General features: G+C 68.1%; 17 protein-coding genes. 4 read left to right on the plus strand and 13 right to left on the minus strand.

Features of this window, described 5'->3' with window-relative positions:
* Positions 1 to 64: 64 nt before the first annotated feature.
* The gene (locus tag HWX31_RS16645; protein WP_174962054.1) at positions 65 to 1,483 is read right to left on the minus strand and encodes an 8-oxoguanine deaminase; all 1,419 of its coding nucleotides are present in this window, start codon (positions 1,481 to 1,483) and stop codon (positions 65 to 67) included.
* A gap of 528 nt (positions 1,484 to 2,011) precedes the next feature.
* Here HWX31_RS16645 and uraH point away from each other — a divergent pair.
* Both uraH and HWX31_RS16655 read left to right on the plus strand, forming a co-directional pair.
* A complete protein-coding gene (gene uraH / locus HWX31_RS16650) occupies positions 2,012 to 2,365 on the plus strand; it encodes a hydroxyisourate hydrolase (RefSeq protein WP_010092108.1) in 354 nt (117 codons plus the stop codon).
* Positions 2,366 to 2,417: 52 nt separating this feature from the next.
* Positions 2,418 to 3,611, plus strand: a complete 1,194-nt coding sequence (locus HWX31_RS16655) for a urate hydroxylase PuuD (protein WP_174962052.1) — start codon at positions 2,418 to 2,420, stop codon at positions 3,609 to 3,611.
* An 89-nt stretch (positions 3,612 to 3,700) separates the two neighbouring features.
* Here HWX31_RS16655 and HWX31_RS16660 read toward each other — a convergent pair whose 3' ends face one another.
* Positions 3,701 to 4,111 carry an ACT domain-containing protein gene (locus HWX31_RS16660; protein ID WP_174962050.1) on the minus strand — a complete coding sequence of 137 codons (411 nt, stop codon included), beginning with the start codon at positions 4,109 to 4,111 and terminating at the stop codon, positions 3,701 to 3,703.
* 185 nt (positions 4,112 to 4,296) lie between these two features.
* Here HWX31_RS16660 and HWX31_RS16665 point away from each other — a divergent pair, with 185 nt between their 5' ends.
* Positions 4,297 to 5,262 carry a LysR family transcriptional regulator gene (locus HWX31_RS16665; RefSeq protein ID WP_174962047.1) on the plus strand — a complete coding sequence of 322 codons (966 nt, stop codon included), beginning with the start codon at positions 4,297 to 4,299 and terminating at the stop codon, positions 5,260 to 5,262.
* A gap of 82 nt (positions 5,263 to 5,344) precedes the next feature.
* Here the strand turns inward: HWX31_RS16665 and HWX31_RS16670 are convergent, their stop codons facing one another.
* The 11 genes from HWX31_RS16670 to HWX31_RS16720 form a co-directional block, all read right to left on the minus strand.
* Positions 5,345 to 5,857, minus strand: coding sequence for an ureidoglycolate lyase (locus tag HWX31_RS16670; protein WP_174962045.1), 513 nt, complete (start codon positions 5,855 to 5,857; stop codon positions 5,345 to 5,347).
* Entirely contained in the window at positions 5,854 to 6,867 is a 1,014-nt protein-coding gene (alc, locus tag HWX31_RS16675; protein ID WP_174962043.1) for an allantoicase, read from the minus strand. Before alc ends, HWX31_RS16670 begins: the two co-directional genes overlap by 4 nt.
* A gap of 60 nt (positions 6,868 to 6,927) precedes the next feature.
* Entirely contained in the window at positions 6,928 to 7,449 is a 522-nt protein-coding gene (gene uraD / locus HWX31_RS16680) for a 2-oxo-4-hydroxy-4-carboxy-5-ureidoimidazoline decarboxylase (RefSeq protein WP_060269000.1), read from the minus strand.
* Positions 7,446 to 8,399 carry an allantoinase PuuE gene (gene puuE, locus HWX31_RS16685; RefSeq protein ID WP_059624444.1) on the minus strand — a complete coding sequence of 318 codons (954 nt, stop codon included), beginning with the start codon at positions 8,397 to 8,399 and terminating at the stop codon, positions 7,446 to 7,448. Before puuE ends, uraD begins: the two co-directional genes overlap by 4 nt.
* 168 nt (positions 8,400 to 8,567) lie before the next feature.
* A complete protein-coding gene (locus tag HWX31_RS16690; RefSeq protein WP_174962041.1) occupies positions 8,568 to 9,395 on the minus strand; it encodes an aspartate/glutamate racemase family protein in 828 nt (275 codons plus the stop codon).
* Positions 9,396 to 9,405: 10 nt separating this feature from the next.
* A complete protein-coding gene (locus HWX31_RS16695) occupies positions 9,406 to 10,890 on the minus strand; it encodes an NCS1 family nucleobase:cation symporter-1 (protein ID WP_174962039.1) in 1,485 nt (494 codons plus the stop codon).
* A gap of 151 nt (positions 10,891 to 11,041) precedes the next feature.
* Complete coding sequence (locus HWX31_RS16700) at positions 11,042 to 11,749, minus strand: GntR family transcriptional regulator (RefSeq protein ID WP_059609130.1); 708 nt, start codon at positions 11,747 to 11,749, stop codon at positions 11,042 to 11,044.
* A 308-nt stretch (positions 11,750 to 12,057) separates the two neighbouring features.
* Positions 12,058 to 12,996: a muramoyltetrapeptide carboxypeptidase gene (ldcA, locus tag HWX31_RS16705; protein ID WP_174962036.1), complete on the minus strand. Its 939-nt coding sequence runs from the start codon at positions 12,994 to 12,996 to the stop codon at positions 12,058 to 12,060.
* A gap of 54 nt (positions 12,997 to 13,050) precedes the next feature.
* Complete coding sequence (tadA, locus tag HWX31_RS16710; protein WP_174962034.1) at positions 13,051 to 13,626, minus strand: tRNA adenosine(34) deaminase TadA; 576 nt, start codon at positions 13,624 to 13,626, stop codon at positions 13,051 to 13,053.
* Complete coding sequence (locus tag HWX31_RS16715; protein ID WP_084903687.1) at positions 13,623 to 14,027, minus strand: DnaJ family domain-containing protein; 405 nt, start codon at positions 14,025 to 14,027, stop codon at positions 13,623 to 13,625. Before HWX31_RS16715 ends, tadA begins: the two co-directional genes overlap by 4 nt.
* A gap of 243 nt (positions 14,028 to 14,270) precedes the next feature.
* The gene (locus tag HWX31_RS16720; RefSeq protein ID WP_174962032.1) at positions 14,271 to 14,534 is read right to left on the minus strand and encodes a DUF4148 domain-containing protein; all 264 of its coding nucleotides are present in this window, start codon (positions 14,532 to 14,534) and stop codon (positions 14,271 to 14,273) included.
* Between the two features lie 504 nt (positions 14,535 to 15,038).
* Between HWX31_RS16720 and HWX31_RS16725 the strand changes: the two genes are divergently transcribed.
* Positions 15,039 to 16,121 (plus strand): helix-turn-helix transcriptional regulator, encoded by a 1,083-nt coding sequence (locus tag HWX31_RS16725; protein WP_174962030.1) that lies wholly within the window; start codon positions 15,039 to 15,041, stop codon positions 16,119 to 16,121.
* The last annotated feature ends 5 nt before the right edge of the window (positions 16,122 to 16,126 follow it).

Below are 16,126 nucleotides of genomic sequence, written 5' to 3' on the forward strand. Positions count from 1 at the left end.
CACGCTGCTGCCGCCGGCCGCCGCCGCGAATCATGACGGCGCGTGGCGGCGGCAAGCCGCGGCGTCAGCGCGACGCGTCGACGAGCGCCTGCGCGAGCGCGTTGTGGCGCGCGATGACGGGCGGCAGGTCGAGCGTCGCCAGGCGTCCTTCGCGCACGACGACCTTGCCGTTCACGACCGTATACGCCGCCTGCGACGGCGCGCAGAACACCAGCGCCGCGACCGGATCGTGCAGCGCGCCCGCGAACAGCGGCTGGCGCAGGTCGAACGCGGCGAAGTCGGCCGCCATCCCCGGCGCGAGCGCGCCGATGTCGTCGCGGTTCAGCACCTTCGCGCCGCCCAGCGTCGCGATTTCGAGCGCCTCGCGCGCGGTCATCGCATCCGGCCCGAAGCCGACGCGCTGCAGCAGCAGCGCCTGGCGCACTTCCGCGACCATCTGCGCGCCGTCGTTGGACGCCGATCCATCGACCCCGAGCCCGACCGGCACGCCCGCGAGCCGCATCTTCTTCACCGGCGCGATGCCCGACGCGAGCCGCATGTTCGAGCACGGACAGTGCGCGACGCCCGTGCCCGTGCGCGCGAACAGGCCGATGCCGGCATCGTCGAGCTGCACGCAGTGCGCATGCCACACGTCGCGCCCGACCCAGCCGAGATCCTCCGCGTATTCGGCCGGCGTCATCCCGAACTTTTCGCGGCTGTACGCGATGTCGTTGACGTTTTCCGCGAGGTGCGTATGCAGCGACACCCCATGCTCGCGCGCGAGCACGGCGGCGTCGCGCATCAGCTCGCGGCTCACCGAGAACGGCGAGCACGGCGCGACGACGACGCGCAGCATCGCGTAGCGCCCTTCGTCGTGGTAGGTCTCGATCAGCCGCTGCGCGTCGCGCAGGATGTCCGGCTCGCGCTCGACGACCGAATCGGGCGGCAGGCCGCCGTCGCGCTGGCCGACGCTCATCGCGCCGCGGCTTGCGTGAAAGCGCATGCCGATCCGCTGCGCGGCCGCGATGCTGTCGTCGAGCCGGCTGCCGTTCGGATAGATGTACAGATGATCGCTCGACGTCGTGCAGCCTGACTGCAGCAGCTCGGCCATCGCGGTCAGCGTCGACACCTCGATCATCTCCGGCGTCAGGTGCGCCCAGATCCGGTACAGGTTCGTGAGCCAGCCGAACAGCTCGGCGTTCTGCGCGGCCGGAATCGCGCGCGTCAGGCTCTGGTACATGTGGTGGTGCGTGTTCACGAGCCCCGGGATCACGAGATGCCCGCGCAGGTCGAGCACCTCGTCGGCCGTGTCGGGCAGCTCGGTGCTCGGGGCGACCGCGACGATCCGGTTGTCTTCGATGTAGAGCCCCGCGTCGCGCAGTTCGCGGCGCGCGCCGTCCATGGTCACCAGCACCTCGGCGTGCTTGACCAGCAGGGTCTTCGGGCGGGATGGGGAATCGTGCGGCGCGCGGGCGGGCGCGCCGGAGTGCTGCTCGAGGTTCATGCGTTCTCCGCGTCGGTCTGCCCCAGGGCGGTTCCTGTGGGCGGTCACAAAGCCGTTCGAACGCTGATTCGCGGCACGCCCGGTGCCTGCGTCCGTTCGAACGCCATGGCCCGGTTACCCGGCGTGCTCGCCGTCTTCGGGGTGCGTGCCGGCCGGAGCCGACACGCACGGCGGGAGGATCGCGCATGCGCGTGCGGCACACAATGCGCGATCCCGAATACCCAGGTTTACGATTCCGATATGGTACGTGCGCAGCCGGGTGCGCGGAGGCGTCCGGCTGCGCGCGGGAACGGCGTTGAAGCGGCGCTGGAATGGCGTTTTTCGCGCCGTCGACAGCCGCTCATGCGCGGCGCATTATCTTTGCTATCGCTCGCGGTTTTGCATGGCGAACGTTCTTACAATGCCTGCACGGCGCTCGCTTCAATCTCGCCGACGGGTATGTAGCCACGTGACGTGGAGCCTCGATCCGCCGCACAGTCAATGGATCGAGTCGCCGCCGAACCTCGCATTCACACAAGGACACAACGAATGGGAAAGCTCACTACCCACGTACTCGATACGGCCCACGGTCGTCCCGGCGCCGCGCTCAAGGTGGACCTCTACGCGCTGGACGGCGAATCGCGCCGCGCGATCAAGACCGTGCTGACCAATAGCGACGGCCGCTGCGACGCGCCGCTGCTCGAAGGCGACGCGCTCGCCGCCGGCGAATACGAACTTGTGTTCCATGCCGGCGACTACTTCGCATCGCTCGGCGTGAAGGTGCCCGAACCCCGTTTCGTCGATCGCGTCGTGCTGCGCTTCGGCATCGCCGACCCGGGCGCGCACTACCACGTGCCGCTGCTCGTGTCGCCGTGGTCGTACAGCACCTATCGCGGCAGCTGACACCGTATCGGCCGCCCGCAACAAGACAACGATCTGAGTCTGGAGGAGTTTCATGGAAGGCTTCATCACCGACTGGCTGAACCTCGCGCTGCGATGGCTGCACGTCATCGTCGCCATTGCGTGGATCGGCGAGTCGTTCTACTTCGTCGCGCTCGACAACAGCCTGAAACCGCCGACCGACCCGAACCAGCGCAAGCGCGGCGTGTTCGGCGAGCTGTGGCACGTCCACGGCGGCGGTTTCTACAACATGCAGAAATACACGGTCGCCCCGCCGGAAATGCCGGATGACCTGCACTGGTCGAAGTGGCCGTCGTACACGACCTGGCTGTCGGGCTTCTCGCTGTTCTTCGTGCTGTACCTGCTCGCGCCGAACACGTACCTGATCGACAAGAGCGTGCTCGACATGGGCCCGGTGGTCGCCGTCGCGTCCGCGCTCGGCTTCCTGATGGCCGGCTGGATCGTCTACGACTCGCTGTGCCGCATCCTCGGCACCAACGATCGCGTGCTCGGCATCTGCGTCGGCATCTACGTGGTCGCCGCCGCATACCTCGCGTGCCACATCTTCGCGGGCCGTGCCGCCTACCTGATCGTCGGCGCGATGCTCGCGACGATCATGTCGGCGAACGTGTTCTTCGTGATCATCCCCGGCCAGCGCAAGATGGTCGACAAGATGCTCAAGGGCGAGGAGCCGAACCCGATCTACGGCAAGCGCGGCAAGCAGCGCTCGGTGCACAACACGTACTTCACGCTGCCCGTCGTGTTCGCGATGCTGTCGAACCACTATGCGATGACGTACACGAACAAGTTCAACTGGGTCGTGCTCGTGCTGATCATGCTGGCCGGCGCGCTGATCCGCCAGTTCTTCGTGATGCGTCACCGCGGCAAGCAGCTGTGGTACCTGCCGATCGGCGGCGTCGCGCTGCTGGCAGGCGCGCTGGTATGGACGACGCCGAAGCCGGTCGCACCGGAAGCCCAGGCCGCGAACGCGCCGAAGGTCGTGATCAACGACATCATGCCGATCCTGCAGCAGCGCTGCGTCGAGTGCCACTCGTCGAAGCCGACGCTGATGGGCAGCGCGCCCGCCGGCGTGATGTTCGACACGCCGGACGAAGTGTCGAAGAACGCGCAGCGCATCTACGAGCAGGCCGTGCGCCTGAAGGCGATGCCGATCGGCAACGTCACGCACATGACCGACGACGAGCGCACGAAGCTCGCCGCCTGGTTCGAGGGCGGCGCGGTCAAGTAAGCCGCCATGCGCCGGTTGCCGGCGCAGTCCTCTCCGTTCGCGGGCCCGGTGACGGGCCCGTTTTTTTCCTGCTTCGAATGCACCGCGCGTCAGCCGCGCATCGCGCCGCGCTGCAGTGCGACGAGCGCGTCGAGCGCGCGCGGGCCGTCGTCGAACGGCACGAAGATGTGATCGTGATACGCGGCGGCCATCACGTTGCAACTGATGCCGGCCGCACCGAGCGCCCGCGCGAATGCCGCGGTGAGGCCGACGGCCGCGAGATCGGAATGTACGGTCAGCGTGATCCATGCGGCGCGAAACAGCACGGGCCAGCCGCGGCGCGCGGCTGTCGCCTCGTCGACCACGACCGTCAGCCCTTCCGCTTCGCGGAACGTCGCGATCGTTTCGGATAACGATACGTCTGCTTCGGCCGGCAGTGCCACGAAGGCGAATGCGCCCGGATGCAGCTCGGGCTGCATCGTGCGCAGCAGGACCGCGAGGTCGTTTTCAGGTTGGCTCATCGAAGGAACACGTCCGGCACCGGACGTCGGGTTGTGGCAATGCGGGCACGATAACACGCACGACGACGGCGCTACGGCTGCAGCAGCGCTGCTTCGCCCACGAGCGCGGCGGATAAACCGGCAACCCTGTCCAGCACTGTTTGCGCGCCGCAAACAATCTCCGACCGACGTGGAGCCCTGACCCGATGGATCGATTCGATGCAATGCAGGCGTTCGCCCGCGTCGTGGAAGCCGGCAGCTTCACGAAGGCGGCCGAGACGCTGCACATGAGCCGCACCACCGTCACGCAGCTCGTGCAGCAGCTCGAAGCGCGGCTGCGCGTGAAGCTGTTCAACCGCACGACGCGCAAGGTCGTCGTCACGGCCGACGGCGCCGCGTACTACGAGCGCGTGGTGCGGCTGCTGGCCGACATGGACGATGCCGAAACGAGCTTGTCCGCGGCGTCCGCGGCACCGCGGGGACGGCTGCGCGTGGACGTGCCGAGCCCGTTCGCGCGCCTGATCCTGATCCCCGCGCTGCCGGCATTCCACGCGCGTTATCCGGACATCCAGCTCGATATGGGCGTGAGCGACCGCGTGGTGGACGTGGTCGCCGAGAACGTCGACTGCGTCGTGCGCGGCGGCGAGCCGACCGACCGTTCGCTGGTCGCGCGCCGCGTCGGCGACCTGCGGCTCGGCGTATATGCGTCGCCCGCCTATCTCGCGCGCGCCGGCACGCCGTCCCATCCCGGCGAACTGGACGACACGCACCACCGGATCGTCGGCTTCCTGTGGGCGCGTACCGGCAAGGCGTTGCCGTTCGCGATGGAATGCGACGGCGAGCGCGTCGACGTGCGCGGGCGCTACGTGCTCGCGGTCGACGACGGCAATGCATACCTCGAAGCCGGCCTCGCCGGGCTCGGCATTCTGTGGCTGCCCGACTACATGGCTGCCGCGCATCGCGCGCGCGGCGATCTGGTGCCGCTGTTCGAACGACGGCGGCTCGACCCGATGCCGATGTATGTCGTGTTCCCGCCGAACCGTCACGTCAGCGCGAAGCTGCGCGCCTTCATCGACTGGATCGCCGAGCTGATGGCGCAGCATGCGCCGGTCGCGAACCGCCGTCGCGACGGCAACGGTGCGCGCGATGCGCGCAAGGCCGCGGCGGCCTGAATCGCGCCGATACGGCCGCACAAGAAAAAAACCCGCGCAACGTGCGCGGGTTTCGACAGTCGCCGGCGGAAATGCCGGTGACTCAGGCCGTCAGCGCGTGCAGCGCCTCGTCGGTGAGCCACAGCGATTCCTGGAGGTCCTGCTCGTTGAGGTTCAGGCCGTCGCCGCCGCGATCGACGACGATGAAGTCGCTGATGCCGCCGAGCGCGATCAGCGGGTGATGCCACACGCCCTTCGCATAGTTGACGCCCTGCCAGCCGCTCGTCACGAACGCGCGGATCTTCGCCGGGTCGAGGTCGCCGGCCGGCGCGACGACGACGAGGTACGGCTGGTCGTTCAGCGGCACGAACGCCTGGCTGCCGAGCGGATGCCGCTCGAGCATCTTCACCTCGAACGGCAGCGTGCGCGGCTGGCCGCGGAACAGGTTGACGAGCGTGCGGCCGTCTTCGTCGGTCACGTCGACCTTCGCGAGATCGTGAAAGCGGATCGTCGTGCCGAGGTTGATCGGGATCTGCTTCGCCCCCTCCGTCTCGATCACGTCGCCGAACGGCGCGAACGCTTCCCTGGTCAGCGGTTCGATGACGAGCGTCTTCATTTGTCGAGCGTCCCGAAGAGGCGCAGGCGCGACACGCCGCCGTCCGGAATGATGTTCAGGCGCACGTGCGTGACCGGGCCGAGCGACGCGATCTCCTGCTCGAAATAGTGCTGCTTGTCCATCTGCAGCTTCTGCTCGCCGAGCAGCACCGGCCAGAACATCGACTGCGTGATCAGCGAGCTGTCGGTGCCGCCCGTCACGTACGCGGCCTGGATCGAGCAGCGGTCCGGATAGTTGCCCTTGAAGAACGCGGTGTCGACTTCGATCTTGCGGATCACGCCCGGCTGTGCGAGCGCGACGATCGCCCAGTCGTTGCCCGGCTCGCGGCGGCGGCGGGTTTCCCAGCCGTCGCCCATGTTCACGCCGCGGCCCGGCAGAAGCAGGTTCGACGCGAGGCCGAAGTGCTGGTTGTTCGCGGCGACCACGTAGCCGCCGTTTTCCGTCGCCGCGAGATCGAACAGCTCGGTCGCGCTCGCGCCGGCCCAGTCGAGCTGCGGCTGGCCGTACACGCGCAGGCGCGCGATGCCGCCGTCCGGGTAGATGTTCACGCGCAGGTGCGTAAACGCACGTGCGTCGCTCGCCTCGACGTAGTGGTGGCTGTTGCCCTGCAGCGTCGTCGCGGGCACGATCTCGACCCACTCGGTCGCCTGCGTCGGCGCGCCGTCGGCCACGTGCGCGGCCTCGATCGACGCGGCCGGCGGGAAGTTGCCGGTGAAGTGGCTCGTGTCGATGTCGAAGCCCTTGATCACGCCCGGGCGCGCGAGCTTGACGATGCACCAGTCGTAGCCGGTGGTGCGCTTGCGGCGCGTTTCCCAGCCGTCCATCCACTTGCCGTGGTCGTCGTACTTGCCGGGGATGAACACCGCCGGCTCGGGGTTCAGCATGCGCTCCTTCGGCGCGAAGAAGTCGTCGCTGGCCTCGAGCGCCTGCGCACCGAGACGCGGGTCGGCGAGATTCACGTAGCGCCGCGTGAAGTCGGGTGCGTCAGGGTCGAGAAGCGGGATTGCCATGGTATGTCCTTGTCAGTATTGCGAAGCGGCCGCTGCGATGCAGCAGGCCGTATTGTGGTGTCACGCGTCGATCAGGTCGTCGAGCCGGAAGCGCGCGATCCGGTAGATCTGGTCGAGGCTCGCGCGCAGCTCTTCGGTGCGCGAATGATTCACGCGCGATTCGAAGTTCGCGATGATGCCGTGCCGATCGTAGCCGCGCACCGCGAGGATGAACGGGAAGCCGAACTTCTCGCGATAGGTGCGGTTCAGCGTCAGCAGCTTGTCGAATTCTTCCTGCGTGCACTGGTCGAGGCCCGCGCCGCTCTGCTCGCGCGTCGATTCGGCGGTCAGCTCGCCGCGCACCGCGGCCTTGCCCGCGAGCTCCGGGTGCGCGTTGATCAGCGCGAGCTGGCGTACTTCGCCCGCCGCCTCCACCGCGCCCGACATCGTCTCGTGCAGCGCGTCGATGCTCGCATACGGCCGCGCACCCGCGGCTGCCTCGGCGACCCACGGCGAATGCTCGAAGATCCCGGACAGCGCCGCGACGAATGCGCCCGGCGCCATCGTGTTCAGTTGCTCCAACGTGTAACGCATCGCCTTCATGCCTTTCCTTCGTTCCGTTGATTGGGCTGATACGGATGATGTTCACGCCAGTGACGCGCGATGTCGACACGCCGCGTCACCCATACGCGATCATGCTGCTCGATGTGGTCGAGGAACCGCTGCAGCGCGCGGAACCGGCCCGGCCGGCCGAGCAGCCGGCAGTGCATGCCGATCGACAGCATCTTCGGCGCCTCGTCGCCCTCCTCGTACAGCACGTCGAACGCGTCGCGCAGGTAATGGAAGAAGTGATCGGCGGTGTTGAAGCCCTGCGGCGTCGCGAAGCGCATGTCGTTGGTGTCGAGCGTGTACGGCACGATCAGCTGCGGCGTCGTGCCGCCGCCCGACACGGCGACGTCCATCCAGAACGGCAGGTCGTCGCCGTAGTAGTCCGAGTCGTACAGGAAGCCGCCGTATTCGGCGACGAGCCGATGCGTGTTCGGGCTGTCGCGGCCGGTGTACCAGCCGAGCGGCCGCTCGCCGGTCACGCGCTCGATCGCCTCCATGCCGAGCCGCATGTGCTCGGCCTCGAGCTCGGGCGTCATGCTCTGGTAGTGGATCCAGCGCCAGCCGTGGCACGCGATTTCGTGGCCGAGCTCGACGAACGCGCGCGCAAGCTCCGGATGCCGCTCGATCGCCATGCCGACGCCGAACACGGTCAGCGGCAGGCCGCGCTTCTCGAATTCGCGCAGGATGCGCCACACGCCGGCCCGCGACCCGTATTCGTAGATCGACTCCATGCTCATGTGGCGGTCCGGATACGCGGCCGCGCCGACGATTTCCGACAGGAACTGCTCGGAGCCGGGGTCGCCGTGCAGCACGCAGTTCTCGCCGCCCTCTTCGTAGTTCAGCACGAACTGCACCGCGATGCGCGCCCGCCCGGGCCAGTTCGCCTGCACCGGATGGCGGCCGTAGCCGATCAGATCGCGTGGATAGTTGGGATCGAGTGACATGGTTCGATGTGCGACGATAGCTTGCTGAATGATGGGTATCGATCGGCCCGGCCGACGGGCCGCCGCGCCCGCACCGGCTGCGCGGCGCCCCCGCGAGCCGATGCGAACGATGGCCCAGTGTAGCGAAAACGCCCATATGCGCCCATACAGCGGCGCAGATAGTGCGTGTCAGACGGTGTGTATGTGCGGGTGCGGCAAAGCGGCGGCGTCCGCCTGCGGCGCGGCGGCGTCCGGCCGGCCCGGCGCCGGGTCCGCCGCGTCCCCGGGCGGGCTGAAGCGCGCGAACTCGCCGTCGTAGCGCTTCGGCAGCGGGCGGGCGTAGTCGCCGCGCTTCGCGGTCGCGAGCCGCAGCGCGACGAGCGCCTCGGCCCACTTCACCGCCGCCGTGACGCCTTCGACCACCGGCGCGCCGATCTGCTGCTCGATCTCGTGCGCGAATTCGGCCATCCCCGCGCAGCCGAGCACGATCGCGTCGGCGCCGTCCTCGTCGAGCGCGCGCCGGCATTCGTCGACGATGATCCGGCGCGCTGCCGAGCCGGGGCGGTCGAGTTCGAGCACCGCGACGTCGGTCGCGCGCACGTTGCGGCAGAACCGCTTCATCCCGTAGCGCTCGGCGAGATGCCACGCCATCCCGCAGGTGCGCGCGAGCGTCGTGACGACCGAGAAGCCGGGCGCGAGCACGCTCGCCGCATGCATCGCCGCCTCGGCGATGCCGATCACGGGCCCGCGCGCGAGCTCGCGCGCCGCGTACAGCCCCGGATCGCCGAAGCACGCGATCACGTATGCGTCGAAGCCGTCGCGCTCGCCCTGCGCGATCTCGGCCAAGAGCCCTGGCGTCGCGAGCGCCTCGTCGTAATAGCCTTCGATCGACGGCGGGCCCAGCGGCGGGCTGACCGCCACCACCGCGGTGCCGGCGCCCGCGACCTCGCGCGCGCAGCGGCCCATCGCGTCGGTCATCCACCGCGTCGTGTTCGGATTGATCAGCTTGATCTTCATCGCGCGCTCCTCAGGCCTTGCCGTTCGCCAGCAGGCGGTAGAACGCGAACCCGAGCGCCGCGCCGATGAACCACGAGAAGTTCGCGACACCCTGCCAGCCCGGCATCATCACGCAGGCGATCGCGATCAGCGCGGCCGGCAGCAGCGCGGCGAGCGCGCGGCGGTTGACGCCGCCCGTGTACCAGTACGCGCCGCGCTCGGACATCGTGTACAGGTCGTCGCGCACGAGCCGGCCGCGCTTGACGAGGTAGAAGTCGGCGATCAGCACGCCGTACAGCGGGCCGATGAACGCGCCGAGCACGTCGAGCGTGTAATGGATCACGGCCGGGTTGTTGAACAGGTTCCACGGCGTGATGAAGATCGACGCGACCGCCGCGAGCATCCCGCCCGCACGCCAGCTGATGAGCCGCGGCGCGACGTTCGAGAAGTCGAACGCGGGCGACACGAAGTTCGCGACGATGTTGATGCCGATCGTCGCGATCGTGAACGTCAGCGCGCCGAGGATCACCGCGGTCGGATGATCGATGCGCCCGACCGTCTCGACCGGATCGGTGATCAGCTCGCCGAACACCGGCAGCGTCGCGGCGGTCGTGATCACCGTGACGAGCGAGAACGCGAGGAAGTTGACCGGCAGCCCCCAGAAGTTGCCGCGCTTCACGTCGCCGAAGCTCCGGCAATAGCGCGAGAAGTCGCCGAAATTCAGCATCGGCCCGGAGAAGTACGACACGACGAGCGAGATCGCGGTGATCATCACCGGAATCACCTCGGCGCCGTGATACCTGACGCCGCCGAGATTGATGCCGATGTTGCGCCAGCCCGCGCGCCACACCATGTAGCCGGCGAGGATGAACATCACGACGTAGACGGCCGGGCCCGCGAAGTCGATGAACTTCTTGATCGTCTCCATCCCGTTCCAGAACACGAACGCCTGCAGCACCCACAGCAGCATGAAGCCCGCCCAGCCGACCGCCGACAGCCCGAGAAAGCCGTAGTGGTGCACGTCCGCATACGGCAGCCACTGCGGGAAGAACTTCAGCACGACGATCACGAGCGCGCTCGACGCGAGATAGGTCTGGATCCCGTACCACGCGATCGCGATCAGCCCGCGGATCACGGCCGGCACGTTCGCGCCGAGCACGCCGAAGGTCGCGCGGCACGCGACCGGATACGGCACGCCGATCTGCTGGCTCGGCCGCGCGATCAGGTTGCACAGCACGTTGACGAGGCCGATGCCGACGATCAGCGCGATCAGCACCTGCCAGCTCGTCAGCCCGAGCGCGAACAGGCTGCCCGCGAACACGTAGCCGCCGACGCTGTGCACGTCCGACATCCAGAATGCGAAGATGTTGTACGAGCCCCATGTCTGATTTTTAAGGGGTGCCAAATCTTCGTTATACAGACGTTCGCTGAAACCGCCCGGCAATGGCGGACCGCTCTCCTCGCCGCCGCCCTCCGCCGGATATGCGCTGTCGTGCGCCACACTGAACTGAGCCATGACCTCTCCTTGACCGCGGCCGCATGGCCGCTTCATCGTCGTCGAAATCGCCCCGGGCCGTCGCCCCGGGGTCGGACCTGCGGCCGCGGCGCTCGCCGCGGGCCGGCATTGCTTCAGTTCAGTGGGTGCGCAAGCAGGGTTCCGTCGCCGCTTACGCGGCGCCGCCGAACACTTCGCGCAAATCGACCGCCCCAGGCGCGGGCCGGTCCAGCATTTTCAACTCGACGTGCTGCAGGTGGTGCGCCATCAGTTCCGCCGCGCGCTTCGCATCCCCCGCTTCCAGCGCGACGAGGATCGCGCCGTGATCGTCGAACGAACACGGGCTGCGCCCGTGCGATTCGTACAGCGCCGACATCAGCGTCGAGCGCGCGACGAGGCCGTCGAGGCACGCGCTGAGCGTCGCATTGCCCATCAGCGCGGCGAGCGCCGTATGGAACTCGCCCGACAGGCGGATCCACGCCGGGACGTCGCGCCGCTCGAACGCCTTGCGCTCCTTGTCGATCAGCGCCGCGACGCCCTTCAGGCGTTTCGCGCCCGGCCCGGTCGCGAGCCGTTCGACCACCGCCAGCTCGATGATCCGGCGCATCTCGAACACCTCGTGCACATCCTGCAGCGTCGGGCTCGCGACGAACGCGCCGCGATTCGGCTCCAGGTCGACCAGCCGGTCGGTCGCGAGCAGCGCGAGCGCCTGGCGGATCGTCCCGCGCTTGACGCCGAACACGTCGCACAGCTGCGCCTCGGTCAGCTTCGCGCCGGGCGCGAGCCGATGCTCGAGGATCGCCGTCCGGATACGCTCGGCGATCGCTTCGGGTCCGGGCGCGCCGGACGGGACGGATTCGGGCTCGTTCATGATCTGCATCGTCTGATGGTCCTCATCGTAGAACGGACATAAAGATTGTCAACAATTCTTTTCATCGATTTTGCACAATCGGCGCGCATCGCGGTGAACCGGCATGGTGCAACGCGCGTCAAATCCATGCACGACAAGCCTGGATCGCCTATAGGCAGCGATCCTTGCCCGTATTGGCGCCAGATATTTTGTTGACAAAATTGGTGCACGACAGAAGCGGCACCATGTTGCGCGGGGCTCGAATGCTTGACCGTTAGTTGCGCGATCACATAAAGAAAAAGGCGGAAAACCCGCCCTTTCGATCGTGCGTCCCGGCATCAGCCGAGATGCGGATAGTCCGACAGCGTGAGCCGGAAGCCGTGCGCGTTCGCGACGAGCTGCGCCCGTGCGCCGAACGGCAGCGTCACCAGGTCCGGCACGTGACCGAACTGCAGACCCGTGATGACCGGAATGCCGATCACCGCGCGCACCTGCTCGATCATCGCCTGCATGTCGTAGCCGTTGTCGTATTCGAACGGCCGTGCACCGGTGAACTGGCCGAGCACGAGCGCCTGCTGGCGCGCGAGCAGCCCCGACAGGTGCAGCTGGTAGATCATCCGCTCGATGCGGAACGGCTGCTCGTTGACGTCCTCGATGAACAGGATGCCGCCCTCGATGTCGGGCATGTACGGCGTGCCGACGAGCGACGTGAGGATCGCGAGGTTGCCGCCCCACAGCGTGCCGGACACGTTGACGCTCTGCGCCTGCGGCGCGTCGGCCACGATCGTCGTGGACGGCTGCGTGATCGTCCGCCAGAAGTGGCTCATCGTGAAGTCGCTGGACGTCTGCGCGCCGAAGTCGGCCGACAGCATCGGGCCGCCGAACGTCTTGATCCGTGCCTTTGCATACAGCGCGAGCTGGATCGCGGTGAAATCGCTGTGGCCGACCAGCGCGATCGGCCGGTCGCGCAGCCGGTGCTCGAGCCCGCGATAGTCGAGCCCGTGCAGGATGCGCGCGGCGCCGTAGCCGCCGCGCACCGCGAGCCCGATGTCGGGCAGCGGCCGCGCGGGATCGGCGAGCCGGTTCAGGTCCCCCGCCCGTTCGCCGTCGGTGCCGCCGAAACGCTGGTAGCGCCGCTGCGTCACCTCGATGTTCTCGATGCGGTGCTTCGCATTGCTCAGGCGCTCGAGCGCGCGATTGATCGCGTCGGGATCGTGCGGATAGCCGGACGGCGCCAGCAGGCGGATCGAATAGGATGCAGTGGACGAAGCGGACATGGTCAGGACGTGTCGGTGATCAAACCAGCTTAGAGGGCCCGAACCGCGCCGGGTTCACGACGTGCCGGACGCCTGGTCGCGGGCGATGCGCGCCTCGCGCAGCGCGCGGCGGCGCTCGGCGAAGAACGACTTCAGCGCCGCGCCGCACTCGTCGGCCAGCACGCCGCCGACGACTTCGGTGTGGTGATTGAGCTGCGGATTCGCGAACGCGTCGATCACGCTGCCGCATGCGCCCGTCTTCGGATCCGCCGCGCCGTACACGACGCGCGCGATCCGCGCGTGCATGATCGCGCCCGCGCACATCAGGCACGGCTCGAGCGTCACGTACAGCTCGCAGCCGGGCATCCGGTAGTTCTGCAGATGCTGGGCCGCCATCCGCAGCGCGGCCATTTCGGCATGGGCCGACGGATCGTGCCCGCCGATCGGGTGATTGAAGCCGCGCGCGATCACTTCGTCGCCGCGCACCAGCACCGCGCCCACCGGCACTTCGCCGGCTGCACGCGCCTGTTCGGCGGCGGCCTGCGCGAGCCGCATGAAATGCGTGTCGCGCGCCGACACCGGCACGGCGGCGGGTGCGGGAGAATCGGTCGTGGGTTCGGCAGGCGCGCCCGGCAGCACGTCGGGCGTCACATCGGCCCCGCTTCCGCAGGCCCGTCGTCGTCGAGCCCGCGCTCGCACAGGCGTTCGGCGATGCGGCGGCAGTATTCGCGGGGCACCGTCATCGGGCCGCCGCGCAGCGATTCGAGCGCCATGTCGAGCGCCAGCATCTTTGCCTGCAGTTGGCAACGCGCCGCGCGGTCGCTGACCGCGCGCAGTTCGTCCTGCAGGTTGCGCAGCGCGCGCAGTTGCTCGACGGCTGGCGGCACGAAGCCCGCGTTCTTCAGGATACGGTTGGCCACCCGCACCTCCTCGGGTACGAGCAGGTCGTCGTCCAGCGCCTGTGGCGCGCCGGTACCCGGCAAATCGTCGAACGCGCCCCGCGCGGCGGCGGCGGCAATACGCTGTTCGACCAGGGCGTCAAGCAATCTCATTGGTCAATCGAAACAATGCGGCAGCCGAATTCTAGCAGGGTGACGCGCGTATGACAGGCCCTTCGAGAGAATGCTCGATATTGCATAGGCGACGGGATTGTGCTGCGCCGGCGCGTGCGCCGTTCTTCCCCCTTTTATGACGATGCGCGGCGTGCGGCATCGCATAATCGCACCGCATCGCCGCGCGTTGCCCCGTCGGCGCAGCCTGGAGACGCAACCGCCTGCGTCGCCTGGCTGCGGTGACTATTGACCGCCCTGGTAGAGCTGGTTCAGGCGTTCCAGTTCACCCGATTTCTGCGCGCGCAGCAGGTCCTGCTTGACCTGCGCCCGAGTCAGGCCGGCCGGGCTGCCCGCCTGCGTACCGGCGGCGGGCATGCTGCCCACTGCCGTCGCGCTGATCGCGGCGTCGGACGGCGACGCCGGTGCGCTTCCCTCCTGCGCCCGGGCGAGCCCCACCGCGCCCAGCACGCAGACTGCGGCCAACGCCGCCTTGAATACGGTCTTCATCGTGGCACCTCACATGAAGCAGCAATGCGATCTGTTCGACGCGGGCAGCGCTGGTGTTCGCTGTCCGCGCGCTTCGACGTCCGCCTCATTGCTTTGCGACCGGCTCGCGCGTCCGAGGCTTCGTCGTATTTTTCCGGCATTCCCCCTATGAATTCCCCGGGCCAGCGCATCGGCATGCGCAACACCGCGTCGCGGCCGCATCGCGCGTTTCGTGTCGTCCTGTTCGCGCCTCTCGCCACATCGCGAATCGAATCTTCCCGTCGTTCCCGCATTGCTTCGGACTCCTCTTTCGCGTCGTGCGCGACGGCGTGCAAGCATCGGTCGTACGGCAGGAATGGGGCAATGATAGGAATCGCGCGTGCGCTTGACGCCCCCTTGAAAGGGGGCAATTGCGCGATTTGTCATCTTGTCGGCCTAAGCTCGACACATCGCGCAACAGGCTCGCGCCGCCCGCGTCGCGATACCGCCGCGAGCAGGTCCGTCATGCACTCGGGGAACGTCTTCATGTCTGACAAGCACGCCGCGCTTGCAGGTCACATTCGACGACTGTGTTCGCTGGGCGTCGAGCCGCGCCTCGTCATTCCTCATGTGATTGAAGCGGCACGGCAGATCGTCGGCGCCGACTGGGGGATGTTCTTCTACGCCGACGAATGCCATGTGCTGACCGACGTGTACAGCGAAAACGATGCGGTCTACACGGTGCTGCCCGCCTACTTCGCGAACGTGCACAACACCCCGCAACAGGATGTGCTCGGCGTCACGTTCTCGGACGCGATGCGTCGCGGACGCGGCTTCGACAACAGCGCGCGCTACGACGGCGCGCTGCTGTCGAGCGCCATGTATGCGGACCTGTGGCAGCCGGTGTCGATGCGGCACTGTCTCGAGCTGACCGCGACCGACGGCACGCGCGGCTGGGGCAGCCTGCAGCTGTCCCGCTCGCCGGGCAGCCCGCCGTTCTCCGACCGGAATCACCGCGACCTCGAACCGTTCGCACGGCATCTCGCGCATGCGTTGTCGCGCCCCGTGCAGGCGCCGCTGCATGAAGCGGAAGGCAGCCTGTCCGCGATCGTGGTGGTCGACGAGACCGGCCGGATCCTGCTGCACAACGCGGACAGCTTCCGGATGCTGGCGCTTGCGACCGGCGAGCCGCTCGCGTTCTACCGCGACGACCGCGTGCCGGACTGGCTCGCGCCGCTGCTGACGAACGTCAGCCGGATCTGGCGAGGCCACCCCGCGCCGCCCGCCACGCTGGAGCGCCGCACCACTGCGGGCCGCTTCCGCTTCAAGGCGTATCGCTTCGCCGACGCCGGCGCGATGCAACGCGAATTCGCGATCGTGATCTACATCGAGCACTTCCCGCCGCTCGAACTGGAGATCGAGCGGCTCGGCTTCCGGTTCGGCCTCACCGAACGCCAGCGCGAACTCTGCACGCAGCTCGTGCTCGGCCGCTCGCACAGCGAGATCGCGCGCTGCCTCGCGTTGCGCGACAGCACCGTCGTCGATCACGTCCGCAAGATCTATCGCAAGCTCGACGTCCACAACCACGACGAGCTGCGCAGCGTGTTTCGTCTCGGCGCGCAGGGGTAGCCGCC

This window comes from Burkholderia ubonensis, assembly GCF_902833085.1.
Taxonomy (GTDB): domain Bacteria; phylum Pseudomonadota; class Gammaproteobacteria; order Burkholderiales; family Burkholderiaceae; genus Burkholderia; species Burkholderia ubonensis.